Origin of the sequence: Burkholderia sp. AU33803 (assembly GCF_002223095.1) — a bacterium.
Taxonomy (GTDB): domain Bacteria; phylum Pseudomonadota; class Gammaproteobacteria; order Burkholderiales; family Burkholderiaceae; genus Burkholderia.
Map to the genome: position 1 here is coordinate 1,186,296 of NZ_NKFJ01000006.1, position 21,170 is coordinate 1,207,465.

Consider the following 21,170-nt stretch of genomic DNA (forward strand, 5'->3'; position numbering starts at 1 on the left):
GCGGGCCGCCGCGGCGTGACGCCGGCGGCCTGCGCGCGGCTGCATCCGACGCGCCCCCGCGCGGGGCGCGACACATCAAGAAACAACGGAGACACACGATGACCCACAGCAGCGAGCGCCCGGCCGATTCGGCCGGCGGCGCGGATTCCCGACATGCCGACCCCGATGCGATGTTCGCGTCGCACGAAGCCGGTTATGCGAAGCAGTTGAAGCCCCGGCACGTGCAGATGATCGCGATGGGCGGCGCGATCGGCACCGGCCTCTTTCTCGGTGCGGGCGGGCGCCTGCAGCACGCGGGGCCGGCGCTCGCGCTCGTGTACCTCGTCTGCGGCGTGTTCGCGTTCCTGATCATGCGCGCGCTCGGCGAGCTCGTGATGCACCGGCCGACCAGCGGCAGCTTCGTGTCGTATGCGCGGGAGTTCATGGGCGAACGCGCCTCGTTCGTCGCGGGCTGGATGTACTACCTGAACTGGGCGACCACCGGCATCGTCGACATCACCGCGGTCGCGATCTACATGAAGTACTGGGCCGTGTTCACGGACGTGCCGCAGTGGGTGTTCGCGCTCGGCGCGCTCGGGATCGTGTCGGTGATGAACATGATCGGCGTGAAGGTGTTCGGCGAGATGGAGTTCTGGTTCTCGCTCGTCAAGGTGGGGACGCTCGCGGTGTTCCTCGCGGTCGGCGCCGTGTTTCTCGCGAGCGGCCATCCGGTCGCCGGGCAGATGCCGGGGCTTCACCTGGTCGCGGATCACGGCGGGATCTTCCCGCACGGCATCCTGCCGGCCGTGCTGATCGTGCAGGGCGTCGTATTTGCGTACGCGAGCATCGAGCTCGTCGGCGTCGCGGCGGGCGAGACGGCCGATGCGCGCAAGGTCTTGCCGAAAGCCATCAACAGCGTGATGTGGCGCATCGCGCTGTTCTACGTCGGCTCGGTCGTGCTGTTGACGATGCTGCTACCGTGGACGGCGTACAGCGCGCACGAAAGCCCGTTCGTGACGTTCTTCAGCAAGCTCGGCGTGCCGTACGTCGGCACCGTGATGAACGTCGTCGTGCTGACCGCCGCGCTGTCGAGCCTGAACTCCGGCCTCTATTCGACCGGGCGCGTGCTGCGCTCGCTCGCGATGGGCGGATCGGCGCCGCGCTTCGTGTCGCGGATGAACGCACGCGGCGTCCCGTACGGCGGGATCCTGATCACGGTCGCGATCAATGCGATCGGCGTGCCGCTGAACTACATCGTGCCGGCCCAGGCGTTCGAGATCGTGCTGAACATGGCGTCGCTCGGGATCATCACGACGTGGGGCTTCATCGTCATGTGCCAGATCCTGTTCCGTCGCGCGGTCGATCGCGGCGAGCTGAAGGCCGTGTCGTTCCGGATGCCCGGCGCGCCGTTCACGTCGTGGCTCACGCTGGCCTTCCTCGTCGGCGTGCTGGTGCTGATGGCATTCGACTATCCGGGCGGCACGTGGACCATCGCAACGATTCCGGTCGTCGTGCTCGCGCTGGTGGTCGGCTGGAAGCTGGCGAAGCGCGGTGCCGCGCGGGAGCAGGCGGCGGATGCGCTTGTGTCGGCGGCTACGCGCGCCGTTGCCGATCCGGCGCGGGGCGCCTGAAGACGGTATGCGCCGGGCGCGCCGGGTCGTTCGCGGCCGGCGCCCCGGCGTGCCGCTCAGGTCAGTTCAAACCGGCTCGTTCGCCGACCCATCGGGCGAACGAGCCGGCCATCTCCGCGGTCAGTTCGTGGCCGGCCGCATACAGCCGCGTATCGTGCGCGACGCCGAGCGCCGTGAGTTTCGCGTCGGCGGTGTCGGCCCACGCGACGGGCAGCTTGTCGTCGAAGCGGCCGTGCACGATCAGCGCGTGGAGCGGGCGAAGGGCATCGCGCGGCGCGATCAGCGGATCGATTTCGGGCAGGATGCGCCCGCACAGCACTGCGAATGCGGTGACGTCCTGCGGCGACGTGAGGCCGACGCTCGCGCTCATGATGCCGCCCTGGCTGAAGCCGGCAATCACGGTCGGTAACGCGGCGCCTGCGTCATCGTTGCCACGGAAGCTGCCGAGCAGCGTGATCAGCTTGAGTCGGCTCGCGTCCGCGCAGGCCGCGTCGATTTCGGGGCCGTTCGGGCCGAAGCGCACCGGAAACCACGCGTGCTGGTCGGGCCCGAACGCGAGCGGCGCGCGCAGGAAGGCGATCTCGATGCGCGGATCGATGACGTCGGCCAGGTTCAGCAGGTTGGTTTCGTTGCCGCCGACGCCATGCAGCAGCAACAGGCGGGCAGCGGGGCGGCCGGCGGCCGGGCGCAGCCGGTACTGGAGGCCCGACTCGGGATCGGTGGTCAGCGGCAGGACGTCGGTCATTGGGTGGGGTCCGGAAAGGGGAGCGATGCGACAGTCTAGGGCGTGCGGGCGGCGACGTGAATCGCCGGCGTGCGTTGATTGTTTCCTGTTGGGAATGAATCGGGCGTTCCGCGACGCCCTGTTGCTCGTTGTTCATATACCGATCGGGCGACTCGTCATCGGCGCACGGAATGGCTAAAATAGATACATTTCATAGATACACGAGGGGCGAGGATGGATACTGCCAAGATTTTCAAGCATGGCGGATCGCAGGCTGTCCGTCTGCCGAAGGATTTCCGCTTCGACACGACCGAGGTCCGGATTCGTCGCCACGGTTCATCCGTGATTCTCGAGCCGGTGCCGCAAGACTGGGCCTGGCTCACGCCGCTGATCGGCCCGGTGGACGCCGATTTCGAAGCCGCCGCCACGACCGAGCCTGCCGCTCAGGAGCGACCGGATCTGGACGTCTTTGAATGAAATTTCTGCTGGATACCAACGCGGTAATCGCCATCCTGAAAGGCGAGCCGGCCATGCTGGCCCGGCTCCGCATGTATCAGCCAGCCGATTTCGGCATGCCGGCGATCGTCGCGCATGAACTCTATTACGGCGCCTACAAGAGCCAGAGAGCGGCTGCGAACGTGGCACGTGTCGAGGCACTTCAGTTCGAGGGGGTGTCGTTCGATGTCGAAGATGCTCAGCACGCCGGCGAGATTCGTGCGCATCTGACCGCGGCGGGCACCCCGATCGGTCCGTACGATGCGTTGATCGCAGGGCAGGCACGCGCTCGGCGTCTGGTGCTCGTCACGCATAACGTGCGCGAGTTTGCTCGAGTCCCGGGGCTACAGGTCGAGGATTGGCTCGCCGACGCGCGTGAAAACTGATCGCGTGACGGTCAGGCTGCAACGCGCGTGGATTCGTCCGGCGAGCGGGCGCCCGGACCTCACCGCAACCGAATCACCGTCGACTTCAACTCCGTATATTTCTCCAGCGCGTGCAGCGAGTTGTCGCGCCCGTTGCCCGATTCCTTGAAGCCGCCGAACGGGAAGTTCATGTCGTCGGTTTCCTCGTAGCCGTTCACCCACACCGTGCCGGCCCGCAGCCGGCGCGCGGTTTCGTGCGCGGTCGTGAGGTTGGCCGTCCATACCGATGCCGCCAGCCCGTAGCGCGTGTCGTTCGCGTGCGCGATGGCCGTATCGAGGTCGTCGAACGCCGTGACCGCCAGCACCGGCCCGAAAATCTCCTCGCGCACGATCCGCGCGTCGGCACGCGGGCAGTCGAACACGGTCGGTTCGACGTACTGGCCGCCGCTCCCGGCGCGCGCCCGCTTGCCGCCCGCGAGCAACGTCGCCTCGTCGCGGCCCGCGTCGATGTAGCCGAGCACGCGTTCGACCTGCGCGGCATCGATCAGGCTGCCCATGCGCGTCGCGGGCGACAGCGGATCGCCGGGCGCGTACTCGGGGGCGATCGCGAGCACGCGCGCGACGAGTTCGTCACGGATCGCACGATGGACGAGCAAACGGGAACCCGCCGTACACATCTGCCCGGTGTTGTAGAACACCGCATGCGCGACGGTGCGCGCCGCGCGTTCGAGGTCCGGACAGTCGGGCAGCACGATCTGCGGCGACTTGCCGCCGAGTTCGAGCCACACGCGCTTCAGGTTCGAATCGGCCGCGCAGCGCGCGACCTTGTGGCCGACCGCGGTCGAGCCGGTAAATGCGATGCAATCGACGTCCGGATGCCGCGCGAGCGCTTCGCCCGCATCGCCGAAGCCCGGCAGCACGTTCAGCACGCCGGCCGGCAGCCCGGCCTGCGCGGCCAGCGCGGCGAGCCGCAGCGCACTGAGCGGCGATTTCTCCGACGGTTTCAGCACGACGCTGTTGCCGGCCGCGAGCGCCGGCGCGCATTTCCACATCGCGATCATCGCGGGGAAATTCCATGGCACGACCGCCGCGACCACGCCGATCGGCTCGCGCGTGACGAGCCCGACGAGATGCGCGTCGGCCGGCGCGACTTCGCCGCCCGTCTTGTCGATCGCTTCGGCGAACCACTCGGCGCAGTAGGCGGTCGACGGGATGTCGATCGTGGTCGTGTCGCCGATCGGCTTGCCGGTGTCGAGCGTTTCGAGCAGCGCGAGATCGTCCGCGTGCTCGCGGATCAGCGCGGCCCAGCGCAGCATCACGCGCTTGCGTTCGCGCGGCGACGCGTCGCGCCACGCACCGCTTTCGAATGCGCGCCGCGCGGCCGCGACCGCGAGGTCGGCGTCGGGCTGCCGGCAATGCGCGACCTGCGCGAGCGCCCGGCCGTCGATCGGGCTCGTGCAGGCGAAGGTGGCGCCGTCGTGCGCGTCGCGGAACGTACCGTTCACGAAGGCGCGGGAATCGATGTCGAGCTGGCCGGCGCGCGTGCGCCAGGCGTCGTTCGTCTGCATGAGAACACTCCGTCGTGGGTCGGCGAGATCAGCGTGAAGCGGGCGTCGGGCGGCGGATCGCGATCGCGCGGCCCGCATGCGGCTCGTGCGGCGCACGCGCATGTTCGGCGTGAATCGCGTCGAGATGCCGGCGGATCGCGGCCGGGAACGGCGCGGAGCGTTTCGCGCGCAGGTCGACGTGGGTCAGCAGTTGCTCGCCGGTCGCGAGGGGGGCGCCCGTCGTCGTGTGGTGCATCGAATGGAACACGTGCAGCCGCCGGTCGTCCATGTCGAGCAGCCGCACCGTGAGCCTGAGCGGTTCGCCGAGCATCGCTTCGCGCAGGTGGCGGATATGCGTTTCCGCCGAGTAAATCGAGTAGCCGGCCTCGCGATAGTCGTCGTCGATGCCGAAGTAGCGGAAGAACGCATCGCTGCTGTCGCCGAACACGAGCAGATAGCACGATTCGCTCATGTGGCCGTTGTAGTCGACCCACTCGGGCCGCACGGTGCAGCGATGCAGTTCGAGGGGCGTCGCGATCGGTGCGGCGGGGTCGTACGGACGCGCCTTCTGTCCTTCGTAGGCCGAGCGCAGGCGCGGCTCGGCGGCGGGGCTGAGGTGGGTCGTCATCCAGTGCACTCCAGGGTTCGGAACGGGCCCGCACGTCGTCCGCGGGGGCTGCCGGTCGATGGTATGACGGGTTGAACGTTTTTTCAATAAAGAGATCGCCGATACGTGTAAACACCGGTGCGGATTCATCGCTCAATCAATTGAACATTCATTCAACGGAACCTATACTCGCCAGCGCCGCGATGCCGAAACGAAGCAGGGCGGGCGGCGCATCTGCACGATACGCACAACGAAAAATCGATCCGCCTCGCGCGGAAACCGGAGACACCGAAAAATGAAGAAGCGCTTCCTGCTGGCCGGCATGATGTCGGTGATGGTCCACGGCTACGCACACGCCCAGAGCAGCGTCTCGCTGTACGGGATCATCGACGGCGGCATCACCTACGTGAACAATACGGGCGGCGCGCACGCGTACCTGTTCGACGACGGCGTGTCGTACGGCAACCGCGTCGGCCTGATGGGCACCGAGGATCTCGGCGGCGGCAACAAGGCGGTGTTCAAGCTCGAGAACGGGTTCCGGCTCGGCACCGGCAAGCTGAACCAGGGCGGCGCGATGTTCGGGCGGCAGGCGTACGTGGGGCTCGGCAACGACTGGGGCACGCTGACGTTCGGCAACCAGTACGACTTTGCATTCGATTTCACCGCGAACTACAACGTCAGCGCGTTCGGCAGCGGCTACGGCGTGCACCTGGGCGACTTCGACCGCCAGAGCGGCGACCGGCTGCAGAACGCGGTGAAGTTCGTCAGCAACAGTTTCCACGGGCTCGTGGTCGGCGGCATGTACTCGTTCAGCAACGATGCGGGCAGCTTCCACGACGGCAGTGCGTGGAGCCTGGGCGCGAGCTACACGCACGGCGATTTCTCGGCAGGCGGCAACTATACGCGGCTCAACGCGCCGCGCCGGCTCGCGGCGCTCGATCCGTATGCGCAGATGGGCGTGAGGACGATGCTCGGACAGACGGTCGCGACCGTCGATCCGGCGACGGGCGCCGTCACCGACCTGCACGATTCGACGCCGTTCTCGATCGACTCGCAGTCGATCTTCGGGATCGGCGCGTCGTACACGCTCGGCAAGCTGACGCTCAACGCGGATTTCAGCAACACGACGTTCAAGGGCTACGGGCAATCGTCGACGATGCGCGTGTACGAGGCGGGTGGCCTGTACCAGGCGACCCCGGCGCTGTCGCTCGTCGCGGGCTACCAGTACACGACGTTCGAAGGCCATCACTGGCACGAAGTCGCGCTCGGCACGCACTACGCACTGTCCAAGCGCACCGACGTCTATGCGGCCGTCGACTGGATGCGCGCGTCGAACGGCGTCGATGCGGTGATCGGCTACAGCTTCACGCCGTCGACGAGCCGCACGCAAGCCGCCGCGCGCATCGGCATGCGGCACAACTTCTGATCGTTTTCCCCGCACGGCCCGGCCCGGGCCTGCGTTGGACGGTGACGTCGTCGCCGCGCTGCGCGATGTGCGCGGCGACGATGGCGTGAGCACGGACGGCACGCCCGGCGAGCGTCATCGAACGCACTGCGGCGAAGACCCGCGCACGGTTGCCACCGGCCCGCCGGGGCGATACATGAGCGGGCCGGCGGGTGTCAGGCGTCGAGCCTCACCAGCGCATCGACGGCCACCGCGCCGCGTTCCATCACCAACAGCGGATTGACGTCGAGTTCGACGAGCGTGTCGGCGTGTGCCTGCGCGAAGCGTGCGATCGCCATCACGTTCGCCACCACCGTATCGAGATCGGCCTTCGGCCGTCCGCGATAGCCGGTCAGCAACGGGCCGAGCTTCAGCCCGAGCAGCGCGTCGCGCACGTCGCTTTCACGCACCGGCAGCAGGAGCGTCGCGGTGTCGCGGATCAGCTCGACCAGCACGCCGCCGGCGCCGAGCACGAGCGCAAGACCGAAATTCGGCTCGCGCTTCACGCCGACGATCAGTTCGAGCAGCGGCGCGTCGGCCATCTTCTCGACGAGGATGCGCTCGACGCGCACGTCCGGCGCGTAGTGCGCGACCTGTTCGGTCATCCGCTCGACCGCGGCGGCGACGGCGTCGGGCGACGCGAGCTTCAGCACGACCGCGCCGGCCTCGGTCTTGTGCGGCAGGCGATCGCTGACCACTTTCACGCAGACCGGAAACCCGAGCCGCTGCGCGGCGGCCGCCGCATCGGCGGGCGCGACGCATTCCGCTGACGGTACGTCGAGCCCGTGCGCGGCCAGCATCCGCTTGCTCGCCCATTCGTCGTGCAGCGTCGTGGCGCCGTGATTGCCGCCGCCGTTGCCGGCCCGCAGAACCGGCAGCGCGTTCAGCGCATCGGCGTCGAGCACGCGACGGCGCGTCTCGCCGTAGGTCATCGCCGCGCCGATTGCGTCGATCCCGTCGGCGAGCCCCTGCAGCGGGGCGATGCCGGCCGCGGCCATGCGTGCGGCGTGATCGGGCGGCGTGAGGTCCGGAAACACCGAGATGACCGCGCCGACCACGCCGTGCTGGCGCGCGGAGGCGGCGAACGCTTGCGCCGCGACGTCGCACAGCGGCCGTTCACCGGTCGCTTCCTGCGGATAGTCGAGGATCATTGCGGCCGCGCCGGGTCGGTCGGCGAGCAGCGCGTCGCAGCACGCGCGCATCTTGTCGGCGTCGCCCCACGGTGTCGTCGTGAAATCGAGCGGGTTCGCGATCGTCGCATAGGCGGGCAGCACGTTGCCGAGCGCGTCGCGCCCGGCGTCGCCGACCGGCGGGAACGCGATGCCGCGCACTTCGCCGAGATCGGCGACGAGCCCCGCATCGCCGCCGGACGTCGCCAGCGCGGCGAGCGTGCGGCGCTCGGGCACACCGGCGATCGCGAGCAGCTTCAGCGTTTCGACGAGGCCGACCGGGTCCTTCACGCGGATCACGCCGAGCCGCCGGAACAGTGCGTCGTACAGCGCGTCCGAGCCCGCGAGCGAACTCGTGTGGCTGATCGCGAGCTGCGCGCCGAGCGCCGAGGTCCCGCTCTTCAGCGCGACGATCGGCACGCCGCGCGCGAGGGCGCGGGCGGCGGCCTCGCTGAACGCGCGCACGTCCTTCAATCCTTCGAGATGCACGCCGATCGCGTGGATGCGCGGATCGTCGACGAAGGCATCGACGAGGCGCGCGATGTCGACCGACGCCTGGTTGCCGACGCTCGCCAGGTACGCGAACGGCACCGAGCGTGCGCTCATCGACAGGTTGTACGCGAGGTTGCCGCTTTGCGTGATCACCGCGACGCCCGACTCGACGCGCGGCGCGCCGTGCGCGACCGGCCACAGCGCGCTGCCGTTCAGGCCGTTGATCAACCCGTAGCAGTTGGGCCCGAGCACGGCCATGTCGCCGGCGGCGTCGACGAGCGCCTGCTGCAGCGCGGCGCCGTCGGCCCCGGTTTCGGAGAAACCCGACGCGTACACGATCGCGCCGCCGGCGCCGCGCTCGGCGAGCGCGCGCACGACGTCGATCGCCTGCCGCGCGGGAACCGCGACGAACGCGGCATCGGGCGCGGCGGGCAGGTCGGCGACGCTGGCATGGCAGCGCACGCCGTCGATCTCGGCATGGTTCGGATTGACGAGCCAGATGTCGCCGGCATAGCCGTGGTGGCGACAGCGCTGTACGGCGCCCGCGATGCCGCGCCCGCCGACGAACGCGATGCGGGCCGGCTCGAGCAGCCGCCGCAGGTTGGCCGCGGCGGCGGCACGGCGATCCCTGACTTCAGGGGAAGAGGTCATGATGGTCCTTTCGGAACGCGCGCCGGCTTGCGCGCCGGCGCGACGATTCGCGTCAGCTGTAGCGTCGGAGGATTTCCTTGGACAGGATGTGGCGCTGGATCTCGGACGTGCCTTCCCAGATACGCTCGATGCGCGCATCGCGCCAGAAGCGCTCGATCGGCAGTTCGTCCATCAACCCCATCCCGCCGTAGATCTGCACCGCGTGATCGGTCACGCGGCCGAGCGTCTCGGTGGCCAGCAGCTTCGCGAGCGCGGCGTCGCCGTCGGTCATCGTGCCCTGGTCGAGCTTCTGCGCGGTATAGAGCGTGACGAGTTCGGCCGCGCGAATCTCGGTCTGCATGTCGGCGAGCTTGAACGACGTGCCCTGGAAATCGCCGATGCGCTTGCCGAACTGGTGGCGCGTCGCGGCCCATTCGGCGGCCATCTCGAACGCGCGCTGCGCGCGGCCGATGTTGTTCGCGGCGACCATCACGCGGCCGGCGGTGAGCCAGTCGTTCGCAAGCTCGAAGCCGCGATGCTCTTCGCCGAGGATCTGCGCGGCGCTCACGCGGCAGTCGGACAGGAAGATCTCCGACTGGTGGTAGCCGCGCAGGCTCGTGCAGTGCGGGCCGCGCCGCACGGTCATGCCCGGCGTGTCCTTGTCGATCAGGAAGCAGGTCACGCGCTTGCGCTTCTGGCCGCGCACCTCCTCCTCGCCGGTGACGGCGAACAGGATCACGAAGTCGGCCGTATCCGCGTGGCTGATGAAATGCTTGCTGCCGTTGATCACGTAGTCGTCGCCGTCGCGCACCGCGCGCGTGCGGATGCCCATCGCGTCGGAGCCCGCGCCCGGTTCGGTCAGCGCGAAGCAGTCGACGCGCTCGCCGCGCACGGCCGGCTTCAGGTAGCGCTCGATCTGGTCGCCCTTGCAGGCCATCAGGATCTTGCTGGGACGCGCGACGAACACGTGCAGCGCCCAGCTCGTGCGGCCGAGCTCGCGCTCCACCAGCGCCTGCGTCACGTAGTCGAGGCCCGGGCCGCCCGCGCTCTCGGGCATGTTGAACGCGTAGAAGCCGAGCTCGAGCGACTTGCGGCGGATCGAATCGGCGAGTTCGGCCGGTACGTCGTCCGCGCGATCGACTGCGAATTCATGGGGCTGGAGTTCCTTCTCGACGAACTGACGCAGCGACGTCACCAGCATGTCCTGCTCTTGGGTCAGCGAAAAATCCATCAATCATCTCCCGACAAAATGGGGGGCGCGACCTTCGACCGACGCGCGAAGCGCTTCCTGGCCGTCCTCGCTGTGACCGCAAGCGACGCCGGCCGCCAACTCGCCGCGCAGTTGCTCGGCAAGGGTATGCGTGAGCGACTGCGCGAGCAGCGCCTTGGTATGACCGAACGCGACGCTCGGCCCTTGCGCGAGCCGCGCGGCGAACGCGGCGACGTGCTCCGCGAACGCGTCGGCGTCGACGACTTCGGAGACCAGTCCGGCCGCGAGCGCATCCTGCGCGTTCCAGCGTTCGTTCAGGAAGATGAAGCGGCGTGCGACGTCGGGGCGCGCGAGGCGCGGCAGGAACCAGCTTCCGCCCATGTCGGGGCTGTAGCCCATGCCCGTATACCCGCAGCGCAGCGTCGCGGCCGTGCTCGCAATGCGGAAGTCGCACGCGAAGCCGATGTCGGTGCCCGCGCCGACCGTCGAGCCGTTCAATGCGGCGACGGTGGGGCGCGGAAACGCGGCGAGCGCCTGCACGAAACGGTGCGCGCGTTCGGTCCACCCGTAGGTGTCGAGTTCGCCGTTGCGCTCGGCCTCGGCCCACTCGTCGACGTCCGCGCCCGCGCAGAATGCGCTGCCGGTGCCGGTCAGCACGACGCAGCGTACCGATGAATCGTTCGCGAGCGCGTCGAACGTTTCGCGAAGAAAGTCGAGATGCGGCCGCGCGAGCGAATTGCGCTTCGCCGGGCGATTCAGTCGAAGGGTCACGACGCCGTCGTGCCGTTCGATTCGGATGTCCTCGATGCTCATGCTGATCACTGTCTCCTGGTTGTTGTGTGTCGGGGTGTGTCAGAGCCGGCAAGGGTCGCCGCTACTTGCGGACCGCATTTCGGCATAGTATAAGTTCTGTTAAATGAACGTTCAACCCAATTGTGAGTCGACCAGGAGACACACGATGAGCGCGGTGATGGAGACGTCGGCAGGTGTGGAGGAAGGAAGGGCCGGGGCGCATGCGGTACGCACCGCATCGGCGGAGCGCATCGCGAGCGGCGCAGGCCTGCAGATCGATCGCGTGTCGAAGCGCTACGGCAGCGTGCATGCGTTGCGGGAAACGTCGATCGAGATTCCGCGCGGCGAATTCCTGACGATCCTCGGGCCGTCGGGTTCCGGCAAGACGACGCTGCTGACGATCGTCGCGGGCTTCGAGCATCCGACCACCGGCGACTTGCGCGTGGGCGGCCGCAGCATCGTCGCGTTGCCGCCGGAGAAGCGCAACTTCGGGATGGTGTTCCAGGGCTATGCGCTGTTTCCGCACATGACGGTCGAACAGAACGTCGCGTATCCGCTGATGGTGCGCAAGCAGAAGGGGCCCGACGCGGTGAAGCGCGTGAAGGCCGCGCTCGATCTCGTGCGGCTCGGCCATCTTGCGGATCGGCTGCCGCGCCAGTTGTCGGGCGGCCAGCAGCAACGCGTCGCGATTGCGCGCGCGCTGGTGTTCGATCCCGATCTCGTGCTGCTCGACGAACCGCTCGGCGCGCTCGACCGCAAGCTGCGCGGCGAGGTGCAGGTCGAACTGAAGGCGCTGCACGAACGGCTCGGGGCGACGTTCCTGTTCGTCACGCACGACCAGGAGGAAGCGCTGTCGATGTCGGACCGGATCGCGATCATGCGCGACGGCCGGCTCGAGCAGATCGGCACGCCGGACGGGCTGTACGAGCAGCCGGCCAACCGCTTCGTCGCGGATTTCCTCGGCAAGAGCAACTTCATCGAAGGCGTCGCAGTCGGCGGCGATGCGGACACCACGCACTATCGCGTCGGCGATACACGGTTCGTCGCGCCCGCGAGCGACGCACGAGCCGACGACACGCTGCTGTTCGCGCTGCGTCCCGAGAAGGTCGCCGTGTCCGCGACGTCGTGCGGCGGCGCGCACAACGAAGTGGCCGGCCGCATCCGTCATTGGAGCTATTTCGGTTCGTCGTACCGCTTCGAGATCGAGACGTCGGCGCTCGGCTGCATGACGGCGGACGTGCCCGCGTGGCGAGGGCTCGCGTCGCCGCGCACCGGCATGGACGTGTTCGTGCAGTGGGAGCGCGACGCGACCTGCCGGATCGCGGCCGACTGACGCGGCGAACGCTGCATCCCGCGCGACGCGGCGGCTGCCGTCGTCGCCGGCCGATTCCCCGTGCCCGACAACGCCGAGATGCGTGCGGGCGCTGTTCAGCCTGGAGGAGACACCATGACGAACCGCCATCTGCAGGATCTGCTCGACCAAGCACGCGACCTTCAACCCGTGACCTCGCAACGCCGCCGCGATTTCCTGCGGCTGTGCGCGGCCGCCGGCATCGCGCCGACGCTGCTGTCGCTCGGCGCGAAGGACGCGCTGGCATCGAACCCGAAGGAAATCGTGCTGAGCGCATGGGGCGGCGAAGCACGTTCGGCGTTCCGCTCCGCATACATGGACCCGTTCACGAAGGCGAGCGGCATCAAGATGGGTTACGACTCGTCGCCGGAGGACGGCAAGATCAAGGCGATGGTCGAGAACCGGAACGTGATCTGGGACGTGATGGACCTCGACGGCTTCGCGGCGATCAAGCTCGGCAAGCAGGGCTTCCTGCGGCCGATCGACTACTCGGTCGTGGGCCGCAACGCGCTGCCGGGGCTCGCGTCGGATTTCGGCGTGCCGTCGTACCTGCTGAGCTACGTGCTCGTCTACGACGCGCGCAAGTTCGGCGCGAATCCGCCGAAGAACTGGGCCGATTTCTGGAACGTCGGCAAGTTTCCGGGCAAGCGCGGGCTGTGGAAGTGGATGGGCGGCGCGCTCGAAGCCGCGCTGATGGCCGACGGCGTCGACAAGGACAAGGTTTATCCGATCGATGTGCCGCGCGCGCTGAAAAAACTCAAGGAGCTGCGCTCGAACGTGCTGCTGTGGGATTCGGGCGCGGACAGCCTGCAACTGCTGCGCAACGGCGAAGTCAGCATGGCGTGCATCTGGCATACGCGCGCGAACGTGATCCAGCGCGAGAGCAACGGCCGGTTCCGCTATACGTGGGAGCAGGGGCTCGCGTCGTGCGACGTGTGGGGCGTGCCGAAGAACAACCCGTCGGGCGACGCCGTGTGGCAGTTCATCAAGTTCGTGCAGGGTGTCGAGCCGCAGGTGCGCCTGCTGTCCCTGCTCGGCAACGGGCCGGTGACGCCGGCCGCGACGGCGGCGGTGCCGCAGGCGCTGCGCGCCGACAATCCCGGCACGCCGGAGAACTGGGCGAAGCAGTGCAAGGTGAATCCCGAATGGTGGGCGCAGCATTACGAAGCGACGCTCGCGCAGTACACCGACCTGATGTCGTCCTGATCCGCCGTCTCGTGAGCGTGACGCCATGACTACCCTGTCTCCTCCCGCCGCGGGCACCGTCCCGCTCGGCCGCGCGAAGGCCGACCGCTACTGGCTGCTCGTCGTGCCGCTGCTCGCGGTGCTGATCGTGCTGTACGTGGTTCCGCTCGTGCGCGTGCTGTGGCTCGGCTTCACGGTGCCGGCGCCCGGCCTGCAGAACTACGCGCGGCTGCTGGAGAACCACGGCGTGCACCGCGTGCTGTGGACGACGCTGCGCGTGTGCGCGGTCACCACGGTGTTTTCGGTCGCGCTCGGCTACGCGATCGCCTATGCGATGGCGCACGTCGGCCCGCGTCAGCGGATGGCGCTGATGTTCGGGTTGCTCGTGCCGTTCTGGGCGTCGGTGCTGGTGCGTGCGTTCTCGTGGCTGTTCCTGCTCGGCGAGCAGGGGCTCGTCAACACGCTGCTGATGCGCGTCGGGCTGATCGATGCGCCGCTGCCGCTGATGCGCAACGAGATCGGCGTCGTGATCGGGATGATCCACTTCATGATTCCGTATGCGGTGCTGCCGCTGTACGCGAACATGAAGGGCATCGACCCGCAGCTCGCGCGTGCGTCGCAGGGGCTCGGCGCGGGCGCGTTCGTCACGTTCCGCAAGGTGTATTTCCCGCAGACGCGGCCGGGCATCGTCGGCGCGGCGATCCTCGTGTTCATCTTCTCGCTCGGTTTCTACGTGACGCCGGTGATTCTCGGCGGCGGCCGCACGGTAATGATCGCCGAGTACATCAGCACGCAGATCCTGCAGCTCGTGAACTGGGGCAGCGGGGCGGCGCTCGCGTCGCTGCTGCTGGCGTCGATCCTGGCGGCGCTCGCGTTGCTCGCGCGTTTCGTCGACCTGCGCGAGCTGTTCGGCGCGCGCTGATTCGAACGGAGGACGAACCGATGAAGAACCGAATGACCGCAGGGCGCGCGCTGGTGGTCGGGGTCGCGTGGGCCGCGATCCTGTTCCTGATGCTGCCGCTGCTCGTGTCGGTGCCCGTCTCGCTGACGCCGAGCGACTACCTGTCGATGCCGGACGGCGCGCTGTCGTTGCGGCACTACGGCGTGCTGCTCGACGACGACGGCTGGGTGTCGAGCTTCCTGCAAAGCGGGCTGATCGCGCTGGCGTCGTCGGCGATTTCGGTCACGCTCGGCACGCTGTGCGCGATCGGGCTGTGGAAGGTCGCGTCGCGGCGCGGCGAGTTCGTGCGCGGCGTGATCCTGTTTCCGCTGATCGTGCCGCCGATCGTGTCGGCGCTCGCGTTCTATCGGCTGTGGGGCGAGCTCGGGATGCTCGACAGCCTGCCGGCCGTGATCCTGTCGCACGTCGTGCTGTCGGTGCCTTACGTCGTGGTGGCCGTGTCTGCGTCGCTCGCGACGGTCGGCCTGCGGATCGAACAGGCGTCGCGCAGCCTCGGCGCGAACCTCGCGCAGACGCTGCGCTACGTGATCCTGCCGTCGATCCGGCCGGGGGTGCTGTCCGCGGCGGTGTTCGCGTTCATCCTGTCGTGGGACGAGCTGGTCGTCACGCTGTTCATCTCGAGCCGGAGCGTGTACACGCTGCCGCGCCGCATGTGGGACGGGATGCGCGAGAACGTCGACCCGGCGATCGCGTCGGTGTCCACGCTGCTGCTCGTCGCGACCTGCGTCGCGATCGGCCTGTCGCTGCTGCGCAAGCGCGCGGCCGGGGCCGTGTGAGTTCCACCCTTCAACGTTACGTTGCGGAGAAAAATCGCATCATGAAAGTCCTGATCGTCCACGCCCATCCCGAACCGCAGTCGTTCACCACGTCGATGCTGCACCGCGCAGTGAGTACGCTCGAGGCGCAGGGGCACACCGTGACGGTGTCCGACCTGTACGCGATGCAGTGGAATCCGGTGGCGAGCGCGGCCGATTTCGGCGTGCGCAAGAACCCCGACTACCTCGTCTACGCGCTGGAGCAGCGCGAGAACGTCGCCGCGCACGCGATCGCGCCGGACATCGCCGCAGAACTCGACAAGCTGTTGGCGTGCGACCTGCTGATCCTGAGCTTCCCGCTGTTCTGGTGCTCGGTGCCGGCGATCATGAAGGGCTGGATCGACCGTGTGCTCGTGTCGGGCAAGGTGTACGGCGGCGTGCGCTTCTACGATCGCGGCGGGATGCGCGGCAAGCGCGCGCTGCTTGCCTACACGTGTGGCGGCCGCGACTACATGTTCGGCGCGGATGGTGTGCATGGCGACATGGACCTGATGCTGCGCCACGTGCTGCGCGGCACGCTCGGCTACGCGGGCTTCGACGTGCTGCCGTCGTTCGTCGGCTATCACGTGCCGTATATCGGCGATGCCGAGCGCGCGGCCGTGCTCGACCGGTACGGCGACTACCTGGCGCGGCTCGACCGGCTCGAACCGATGGCGTTCCCGACGCTCGACGATTTCGACGGCGACATGCGGCCGCGCGAGCGCGCGCCGCAGGAAGCCGCGCAGGACTGATCGCGACACCCGGCCACGATGCCGATACGCGTCTCAACCATCCGACCGCTTGAGAGTTCGAGCAATGACCCTGACGTCGAGCGACCTGCTACTGTTCCTGACCGGCCTGCTGACGCTGTTCTGCCCGCCGGTCGCGATCCCGATGTACGCGGCCGTCACCGGGCATTTTCCCGACGTGACGCAGCGGCAGATCGCGTTCAGGCTGTTCGCGTGGATCGCGGCGCTGATGGTCGGCGCGGTCTGGGGCGGGCAGTTCCTGCTGCGCATGCTCGGCCTCACGCTCGGTGCGCTGACGCTGACGGGCGGCCTCGTGCTGTGCCTGTGGTCGATTCCGATGATGCGCGGCACGGCCAACGACGAACGCAGCGGCGGCGACCGGCGGCTCGAATATGCGCAGTGGCGCAACTACATCGCGGTGCCGCTGATCTTCCCGCTGTCGATCGGCAGCGCGGTGATGTCGCTCGTGATCACGACCGCGACGCGCTTTCATACGCCGTCCGACCTGCTCGCGCTGAGCGCGGCCTGCGTGCTGCATGCGGGCGTGATCGGGCTCACGTATGCGTGCTCGGCGTCGTGGTGCCGGCGGCTCGGCGAGATCGGCAGGACGCTCGTCGAGCGGCTGTCGGGGATCGTGCTGACCGCGATCGCGTTCCAGATGCTCGCGCAGGGCGTGCGCGAATTGTTGCCGGGGCTCGCGCATTGACGGTGGCCGCGCCGGCCGGTACGCGATTCAGAAACCTACCTTGAACGTTGGAAAAGACATGAAAACAGTAGGCATGTATCTCGTCGACCTGCTCGCCGCCTACGGCGTCGATACGGTGTTCGGCATTCCCGGCGTGCATACGATCGAGCTGTATCGCGGCCTGGCCGGCAGCACGCTGCGTCACGTGAGCGCGCGCCACGAGCAGGGTCTCGGCTTCATGGCGGACGGCTATGCGCGCGCGACCGGCAAGCCCGGCGTGTGTTTCGTGATCACCGGCCCCGGGATGACGAACATCGCGACGTCGATGGCGCAGGCGTATGCGGATTCGATTCCGATGCTGGTGATCTCGAGCGTCAATGCGTCCGGCGATATCGGCTCGGGCAACGGCCATCTGCACGAACTGCCGGACCAGCACGCATTCGCCGGGAACGTTGCCGCGTTCAGCTATACGGTGCCGCGCGCCGACGCATTGCCGCAGGCGATCGCGCGCGCGTTCGCGGTGTTCTCGGGCGGTCGGCCGCGCCCGGTGCACCTCCAGATCCCGCTCGACGTGCTCGCGGCGTCGGCCGACACATTGCCGCCCGTGCCGGCTGTGCCACCGCGCGTCGCGCCCGGCCCCGCGTCGGCCGACGGCATCGACGCACTGCGCGCGAAAGCGGCTGCCGCGCGCGCACCGCTGATCCTCGCGGGCGGCGGCGCGCTCGACGCCTCCGACGACGTACGGTGGCTCGCCGAAGCACTCGATGCGCCGGTCGTGATGACGATCAACGGGCGCGGCGTGCTGCCGCCCGCGCATCCGCTCGGCATCGCGTGGTCGGCGTCGAGCGACGCGGTGCGCGCCCTGATGCGCGACAGCGACCTGATCGTCGCGCTCGGCACCGAGCTCGGACCGACCGATTACGACCTGTATGCGACGCGCAGTTTCTCGATGCCCGCGCCGCTCGTGCGGATCGATATCGATCCCCAGCAGCTGTGCCGCAATGCGGTGCCCGCGCTGCCGTTGCTCGGCGACGTCGGCGAAACCCTGCGCGCGCTGCGGCGCGTGTGGCCCGGCGACGCGCTCGCCCGTGCGGAGCGCGGCGGCGTCGAACGCGCGACGAAGTGCCGTGCGGCGGCGCGACAGGAACTGAACGACGAAATGCGCCGCGATCTCGCGCTGCTCGACAGCGTGCGCGACGCGCTGCCCGATGCGGCGATCGTCGGGGATTCGACGCGCATCGTCTACGCGGGCAACGTCGGCTTCGCGGCGCCGCGCCCGCGCAGCTGGTTCAACGCGTCGGTCGGGTTCGGCTCGCTCGGCTACGGGCTGCCGGCGGCCGTCGGCGCGAGCCTCGGCGATGCGTCGCGGCCGGTGGTCTGCGTCGCCGGCGATGGCGGATTCCAGTACACGCTTGCGGAGCTCGGCACCGCGGTGCAGCATCGGGCGCGCGTGATCGTCGTGCTGCTGAACAACGGCGGTTACGGCGAAATCAAGCGTGCGATGGTCGACGGCGGGGTCGAGCCGGTCGGCGTGGATCTGCATACGCCGGATTTCGTCGCGATCGCGCGGGCGTATGGATGGGGCGCGCAGCGGGTCGAGGAGGGCGCGTCGCTGGCCGGGGCGCTCGGCGAGGCGGCGGCGCATGACGCGCCGTATCTGATCGAGATTCGCGCGCGCTGAAAACGCGAACGGCCTCGCGATGCGAGGCCGCCGGGTGCGCCGCCGGGTTGCCGGCGGCGATGAAGCGTCATGTCGCCGGTGGCGCGCCGCGTTACGCGCGCTTGCGGGCCGTCTTCGGCGGCGGCAGGAACGTATCGACGACGCGCAGGCAGCTCGTCAGCGCGTCTTCCGCGGTAAAGGACGTCGGGTCGCGCGCGAGCTCGAGCCAGAACCCGTCGATCACGGCCGTCAGCGTCAGTGCGGCGAGATCGCTGTCGACGGTGCCGCCGCGTACTTCCGCGATCTGGTCGAACAGTTTCTTCAGGGCTTGCCGGTAGCCCGCATACAGCTCCTTGTGCGCCTTGCGGATCACCGGGTCGCTGTGCGCGACGCTCCAGAAGCCGAGCCACACCTTCACGTTCTTCGGCGCGAACACCGGCGCGGCGAAACACACCTTGATGATCGCGTCGAGCTTGTCCTCGGGGCCGGTCGCGTTCGCGGCCGCTGCACGCGACACGTCGAGCAGGTCGGACGCGAGCCGCTTGTAGGTCTGCGCCATCAGCTCGTCTTTCGACTGGAAGTGATGGTTGATCAGCCCGCGCGACACCTTCGCTTCCGCGCAGATGCGGTCGATCGTGGTTTCCGAATAGCTGTAGCGCGCGATGCAGCGCATCGTCGCGTCGATGATCGATTGCTGCCGCACCGCGGGCGTTTCGCGGATGCCGCGGCTGCGGGCCTGAACCGGTGCGCTGCCAGGAGTCTTTTTCACGGGGTGACCTTACGGAATCGTCATGGCACCGATTATATGGGAGTGTCGGACGCTTGTTCAATTACACCATCGAAAGCGGCGTGGAACCCGCGAAAACCCTTGCTTCCCGATTATTGAAATCTGTTGAACCACCGTTCAACAGCGCCTATACTCGACTCCGCATGAGGTTGGTCGGCCATTCAACAGGACGCCGCGATCCCGCGTGGGACGGGCATCGGAATTCGACACGGGAGACAGCATGTTGGCGCGGGTGGAGAGCGTGAAGGCGGCCGTCGAAGAGCGCGTGCAGGTGACGGACCTGCACAAGCGGTTCGGCGAGCTGGAGGTGTTGAAGGGCGTGTCGCTGAGCGCGCGCGAAGGCGAAGTGATCTCGCTGATCGGCGCGAGCGGCTCGGGCAAGAGCACGCTGCTTCGCTGCATCAACCTGCTGGAAACGCCGACCCGCGGACGCATCGTGGTCGATGGCGAGGAGATCGGCCTGAAGGTCGACCGCAAGGGTCGCACGGTGCCGACCGATCCGCGCCAGGTCGAACGCATTCGCACGCGGCTCGGGATGGTGTTCCAGAGCTTCAACCTGTGGGCGCACCGCACGGTGCTCGAGAACGTGATCGAGATGCCCGTGCACGTGCTGCGCGAACCGCGCGCCGAAGCGATCGCGCGCGCCGAGCAGCTGCTCGAACGCGTCGGTCTTGCCGACAAGCGCAACGTCTATCCCGCGTTCCTGTCCGGCGGCCAGCAGCAGCGCGTCGCGATTGCGCGCGCGCTGGCGATGCGGCCCAGGGTGATGCTGTTCGACGAGCCGACGTCCGCGCTCGATCCCGAACGCGTCGGCGAAGTGCTGAAGGTGATTCGCGATCTCGCGTGCGAAGGCCGCACGATGATTCTCGTCACGCACGAAATGGCGTTCGCGCGCGACGTGTCGAACAAGGTGCTGTTCCTGCACGAAGGGCGGGTCGAGGAGAGCGGCTCGCCGGCCGAGATCTTCGACGCGCCGCAAAGCGAGCGCTGCCGCCAGTTCGTCAACGCGCACCGGCAACGCCACTGAACCGTGGGGGCGACCCGTGCGTGCCCGCGCGGCCGGCTGCCCCGATTCCTATCTTTCCCGCAAGGAGTCCGACCATGAAACGTGTCGTACGCAGTCTGCTGTGCCTGTTGAGTCTCGTCCTCGCGGCGCTCGCGCCGTTCGGTTCCGCGCACGCGTCGTCGGGCGTGCTGCGCTTCGGGGTCGCCGCCGAGCCGTATCCGCCGTTCCTGATGAAGAGCCCGACGGGTCAGTGGAGCGGCTTCGAGGCCGACCTGATCCGCGCGCTGTGCGACCAGATGAAGGCGAAGTGCGAGATCAAGGAGGTTGCGTGGGACGGCATCATCCCGGCGCTGCTCAGCGACAAGATCGACGTGATCTTCAACTCGATGTCGATCACGCCGGAGCGCCAGAAGGTGATCGCGTTCTCGCGGCCGTACTACGAGACGCCGGGCACCTTCGTCGGCGCGAAGAACCAGAAGCTCACGCTGACGCCGGACGGGCTGAAGGGCAAGGTGATCGGCGTGCAGGGCTCGACCGCGAACGCCGAGTTCATCAAGATGGCCTACGGCAAGACCGCGACGGTGCGCCTGTACAACACGCAGGACGATTGCAACGCCGACCTCGTCGCCGGCCGCATCGACACGATCTATCTCGACCAGCTCGGCATCCTCGATTTCCTGAAGTCGAAGGATGGGTCCGCGTTCGAGCTGAAGGGCCCCGGCAGCGTGAAGATGGACCCGGCGATCTTCGGCTACGGGGTCGGCGCGGGGATGCGCAAGGCCGATGCACCGCTCAAGCAGCAGATGGACCAGGCGCTCGAGCAACTGCATGCGTCGGGCAAGTACGCCCAGATCGCGAAGAAGTATTTCCCGATCGACCTCTGGCCGCACTGAGCGAGCGCACACGG

At 68.2% G+C, this 21,170-nt stretch carries 20 protein-coding genes; 13 read left to right on the forward strand and 7 right to left on the reverse strand.

From position 1 onward, the window contains the following. Window positions 1-98: 98 nt before the first annotated feature. A complete protein-coding gene (locus CFB41_RS22615) occupies window positions 99-1,610 on the forward strand; it encodes an amino acid permease (protein ID WP_089457938.1) in 1,512 nt (503 codons plus the stop codon). A gap of 61 nt (window positions 1,611-1,671) precedes the next feature. Here CFB41_RS22615 and CFB41_RS22620 read toward each other — a convergent pair whose 3' ends face one another. Beyond that, window positions 1,672-2,355, reverse strand: coding sequence for an alpha/beta hydrolase (locus CFB41_RS22620; RefSeq protein WP_089457939.1), 684 nt, complete (start codon window positions 2,353-2,355; stop codon window positions 1,672-1,674). A 213-nt stretch (window positions 2,356-2,568) separates the two neighbouring features. On the opposite strand from CFB41_RS22620, the gene CFB41_RS22625 reads away from it, so the two are divergent. After that, the gene (locus CFB41_RS22625; RefSeq protein ID WP_089442828.1) at window positions 2,569-2,811 is read left to right on the forward strand and encodes an antitoxin; all 243 of its coding nucleotides are present in this window, start codon (window positions 2,569-2,571) and stop codon (window positions 2,809-2,811) included. Beyond that, a complete protein-coding gene (locus CFB41_RS22630) occupies window positions 2,808-3,215 on the forward strand; it encodes a type II toxin-antitoxin system VapC family toxin (protein ID WP_089442827.1) in 408 nt (135 codons plus the stop codon). The genes CFB41_RS22625 and CFB41_RS22630 overlap by 4 nt, the downstream gene beginning before the upstream one ends. 59 nt (window positions 3,216-3,274) lie before the next feature. Here CFB41_RS22630 and CFB41_RS22635 read toward each other — a convergent pair whose 3' ends face one another. Together CFB41_RS22635 and CFB41_RS22640 are read right to left on the reverse strand one after the other, a co-directional pair. Continuing rightward, window positions 3,275-4,762 (reverse strand): aldehyde dehydrogenase, encoded by a 1,488-nt coding sequence (locus CFB41_RS22635; protein ID WP_089457940.1) that lies wholly within the window; start codon window positions 4,760-4,762, stop codon window positions 3,275-3,277. Window positions 4,763-4,790: 28 nt separating this feature from the next. Next, a complete protein-coding gene (locus CFB41_RS22640; RefSeq protein ID WP_089457941.1) occupies window positions 4,791-5,369 on the reverse strand; it encodes a thioesterase family protein in 579 nt (192 codons plus the stop codon). A 274-nt stretch (window positions 5,370-5,643) separates the two neighbouring features. Between CFB41_RS22640 and CFB41_RS22645 the strand changes: the two genes are divergently transcribed. Then, on the forward strand, window positions 5,644-6,774 hold the full coding sequence (locus CFB41_RS22645; RefSeq protein ID WP_089457942.1) for a porin: 1,131 nt from the start codon (window positions 5,644-5,646) through the stop codon (window positions 6,772-6,774). 194 nt (window positions 6,775-6,968) lie between these two features. Here CFB41_RS22645 and CFB41_RS22650 read toward each other — a convergent pair whose 3' ends face one another. The 3 genes from CFB41_RS22650 to CFB41_RS22660 are packed head-to-tail and all read right to left on the reverse strand — an operon-like array spanning window position 6,969 to window position 11,106. Further along, the gene (locus CFB41_RS22650) at window positions 6,969-9,104 is read right to left on the reverse strand and encodes an acetate--CoA ligase family protein (protein WP_089457943.1); all 2,136 of its coding nucleotides are present in this window, start codon (window positions 9,102-9,104) and stop codon (window positions 6,969-6,971) included. Between the two features lie 52 nt (window positions 9,105-9,156). Continuing rightward, complete coding sequence (locus CFB41_RS22655) at window positions 9,157-10,314, reverse strand: acyl-CoA dehydrogenase family protein (RefSeq protein ID WP_089427807.1); 1,158 nt, start codon at window positions 10,312-10,314, stop codon at window positions 9,157-9,159. A 3-nt stretch (window positions 10,315-10,317) separates the two neighbouring features. Further along, window positions 10,318-11,106: an enoyl-CoA hydratase/isomerase family protein gene (locus tag CFB41_RS22660; RefSeq protein WP_089457944.1), complete on the reverse strand. Its 789-nt coding sequence runs from the start codon at window positions 11,104-11,106 to the stop codon at window positions 10,318-10,320. A 145-nt stretch (window positions 11,107-11,251) separates the two neighbouring features. Here CFB41_RS22660 and CFB41_RS22665 point away from each other — a divergent pair, with 145 nt between their 5' ends. From CFB41_RS22665 to CFB41_RS22695, 7 genes are all read left to right on the forward strand, one after another. Further along, window positions 11,252-12,418, forward strand: coding sequence for an ABC transporter ATP-binding protein (locus tag CFB41_RS22665; RefSeq protein WP_089457945.1), 1,167 nt, complete (start codon window positions 11,252-11,254; stop codon window positions 12,416-12,418). Between the two features lie 114 nt (window positions 12,419-12,532). Beyond that, window positions 12,533-13,642, forward strand: a complete 1,110-nt coding sequence (locus CFB41_RS22670; RefSeq protein ID WP_089457946.1) for an ABC transporter substrate-binding protein — start codon at window positions 12,533-12,535, stop codon at window positions 13,640-13,642. Window positions 13,643-13,667: 25 nt separating this feature from the next. Beyond that, entirely contained in the window at window positions 13,668-14,543 is an 876-nt protein-coding gene (locus tag CFB41_RS22675) for an ABC transporter permease (RefSeq protein WP_089457947.1), read from the forward strand. Window positions 14,544-14,563: 20 nt separating this feature from the next. Continuing rightward, a complete protein-coding gene (locus CFB41_RS22680; protein WP_089427802.1) occupies window positions 14,564-15,358 on the forward strand; it encodes an ABC transporter permease in 795 nt (264 codons plus the stop codon). Window positions 15,359-15,399: 41 nt separating this feature from the next. Next, complete coding sequence (locus tag CFB41_RS22685) at window positions 15,400-16,128, forward strand: NAD(P)H-dependent oxidoreductase (protein WP_089457948.1); 729 nt, start codon at window positions 15,400-15,402, stop codon at window positions 16,126-16,128. A gap of 64 nt (window positions 16,129-16,192) precedes the next feature. Next, window positions 16,193-16,831: a MarC family protein gene (locus CFB41_RS22690; protein WP_089457949.1), complete on the forward strand. Its 639-nt coding sequence runs from the start codon at window positions 16,193-16,195 to the stop codon at window positions 16,829-16,831. A gap of 58 nt (window positions 16,832-16,889) precedes the next feature. Beyond that, complete coding sequence (locus CFB41_RS22695) at window positions 16,890-18,491, forward strand: 5-guanidino-2-oxopentanoate decarboxylase (RefSeq protein WP_089457950.1); 1,602 nt, start codon at window positions 16,890-16,892, stop codon at window positions 18,489-18,491. Window positions 18,492-18,582: 91 nt separating this feature from the next. Here the strand turns inward: CFB41_RS22695 and CFB41_RS22700 are convergent, their stop codons facing one another. Continuing rightward, a complete protein-coding gene (locus CFB41_RS22700) occupies window positions 18,583-19,239 on the reverse strand; it encodes a TetR family transcriptional regulator C-terminal domain-containing protein (RefSeq protein ID WP_256941130.1) in 657 nt (218 codons plus the stop codon). A gap of 259 nt (window positions 19,240-19,498) precedes the next feature. Here CFB41_RS22700 and CFB41_RS22705 point away from each other — a divergent pair, with 259 nt between their 5' ends. Both CFB41_RS22705 and CFB41_RS22710 read left to right on the forward strand, forming a co-directional pair. Next, a complete protein-coding gene (locus CFB41_RS22705; RefSeq protein ID WP_373453166.1) occupies window positions 19,499-20,284 on the forward strand; it encodes an ABC transporter ATP-binding protein in 786 nt (261 codons plus the stop codon). 74 nt (window positions 20,285-20,358) lie between these two features. Next, a complete protein-coding gene (locus CFB41_RS22710) occupies window positions 20,359-21,156 on the forward strand; it encodes a transporter substrate-binding domain-containing protein (RefSeq protein WP_089457952.1) in 798 nt (265 codons plus the stop codon). Window positions 21,157-21,170 lie beyond the last annotated feature (14 nt).

What these genes read in the sequence shown, in the direction of transcription:
- CFB41_RS22615 (WP_089457938.1), top strand. Translation starts at nt 99, where the DNA reads ATGACCCACAGCAGCGAGCGCCCGGCCGATTCGGCCGGCGGCGCGGAT.
- CFB41_RS22620 (WP_089457939.1), bottom strand. Translation starts at nt 2,355, where the DNA reads ATGACCGACGTCCTGCCGCTGACCACCGATCCCGAGTCGGGCCTCCAG.
- CFB41_RS22625 (WP_089442828.1), top strand. Translation starts at nt 2,569, where the DNA reads ATGGATACTGCCAAGATTTTCAAGCATGGCGGATCGCAGGCTGTCCGT.
- CFB41_RS22630 (WP_089442827.1), top strand. Translation starts at nt 2,808, where the DNA reads ATGAAATTTCTGCTGGATACCAACGCGGTAATCGCCATCCTGAAAGGC.
- CFB41_RS22635 (WP_089457940.1), bottom strand. Translation starts at nt 4,762, where the DNA reads ATGCAGACGAACGACGCCTGGCGCACGCGCGCCGGCCAGCTCGACATC.
- CFB41_RS22640 (WP_089457941.1), bottom strand. Translation starts at nt 5,369, where the DNA reads ATGACGACCCACCTCAGCCCCGCCGCCGAGCCGCGCCTGCGCTCGGCC.
- CFB41_RS22645 (WP_089457942.1), top strand. Translation starts at nt 5,644, where the DNA reads ATGAAGAAGCGCTTCCTGCTGGCCGGCATGATGTCGGTGATGGTCCAC.
- CFB41_RS22650 (WP_089457943.1), bottom strand. Translation starts at nt 9,104, where the DNA reads ATGACCTCTTCCCCTGAAGTCAGGGATCGCCGTGCCGCCGCCGCGGCC.
- CFB41_RS22655 (WP_089427807.1), bottom strand. Translation starts at nt 10,314, where the DNA reads ATGGATTTTTCGCTGACCCAAGAGCAGGACATGCTGGTGACGTCGCTG.
- CFB41_RS22660 (WP_089457944.1), bottom strand. Translation starts at nt 11,106, where the DNA reads ATGAGCATCGAGGACATCCGAATCGAACGGCACGACGGCGTCGTGACC.
- CFB41_RS22665 (WP_089457945.1), top strand. Translation starts at nt 11,252, where the DNA reads ATGAGCGCGGTGATGGAGACGTCGGCAGGTGTGGAGGAAGGAAGGGCC.
- CFB41_RS22670 (WP_089457946.1), top strand. Translation starts at nt 12,533, where the DNA reads ATGACGAACCGCCATCTGCAGGATCTGCTCGACCAAGCACGCGACCTT.
- CFB41_RS22675 (WP_089457947.1), top strand. Translation starts at nt 13,668, where the DNA reads ATGACTACCCTGTCTCCTCCCGCCGCGGGCACCGTCCCGCTCGGCCGC.
- CFB41_RS22680 (WP_089427802.1), top strand. Translation starts at nt 14,564, where the DNA reads ATGAAGAACCGAATGACCGCAGGGCGCGCGCTGGTGGTCGGGGTCGCG.
- CFB41_RS22685 (WP_089457948.1), top strand. Translation starts at nt 15,400, where the DNA reads ATGAAAGTCCTGATCGTCCACGCCCATCCCGAACCGCAGTCGTTCACC.
- CFB41_RS22690 (WP_089457949.1), top strand. Translation starts at nt 16,193, where the DNA reads ATGACCCTGACGTCGAGCGACCTGCTACTGTTCCTGACCGGCCTGCTG.
- CFB41_RS22695 (WP_089457950.1), top strand. Translation starts at nt 16,890, where the DNA reads ATGAAAACAGTAGGCATGTATCTCGTCGACCTGCTCGCCGCCTACGGC.
- CFB41_RS22710 (WP_089457952.1), top strand. Translation starts at nt 20,359, where the DNA reads ATGAAACGTGTCGTACGCAGTCTGCTGTGCCTGTTGAGTCTCGTCCTC.